We start from the raw sequence: 548 nt of genomic DNA, 5'->3' as shown, positions 1-548 counted from the left end.
TCCCTGCAACCCATGTTCCACCCGCTGGAACTCACGCCTGCACAACGGACGAAAGCCTCCATGTATCTCGAGATACGCGCTGCCTATTACCACCTTTATAACAACGAGGCGGAAACGCTGACGGCGAACCCCGCCCTGCGGGAGATGCTCAACCGGCTTTACGACAAGTTCACCGAACGCTTCGGACGGCTCAATGACAAACGCAACCTCGACCTGATCAAGATGGACGCGCGGGGGACGGAGATTCTGTCGCTGGAGCGTTACATCGACGGCAAGGCACGCAAAGCCGACATCTTCGAGCGTCCCGTGGCCTTCAATCCCGATGAGATCACGCACGCCGACGACGCTTCGGAGGCCCTTGTGGCCAGCCTGAACAAGTACGGCCGGGTGGAACCGCACTACATGGCCTCGCTCACGGGAACTACCGTGGAGGGAATACTCGGGGAACTGAAAGGACGTATCTATTACAACCCGGAAACGGACGGCTACGAGGTTGCCGACAAGTTCATCGCCGGCAATGTCATCGGGAAAGCCGAACGGATCGAGGC

The 548-nt window shown here is 58.9% G+C and carries 1 pseudogene; it reads left to right on the top strand.

The features are described from left to right. Positions 1 to 548 (top strand): annotated as a pseudogene (locus tag AB5935_RS24605) (DNA methylase); the annotation flags it as partial.

Source organism: Phocaeicola sp. RTP21198st1_B8_RTP21198_201120 (assembly GCF_040929485.1).
Taxonomy (GTDB): Bacteria; Bacteroidota; Bacteroidia; order Bacteroidales; family Bacteroidaceae; genus Phocaeicola; species Phocaeicola dorei.
This window is presented reverse-complemented; position numbering and strand designations above follow the sequence as displayed.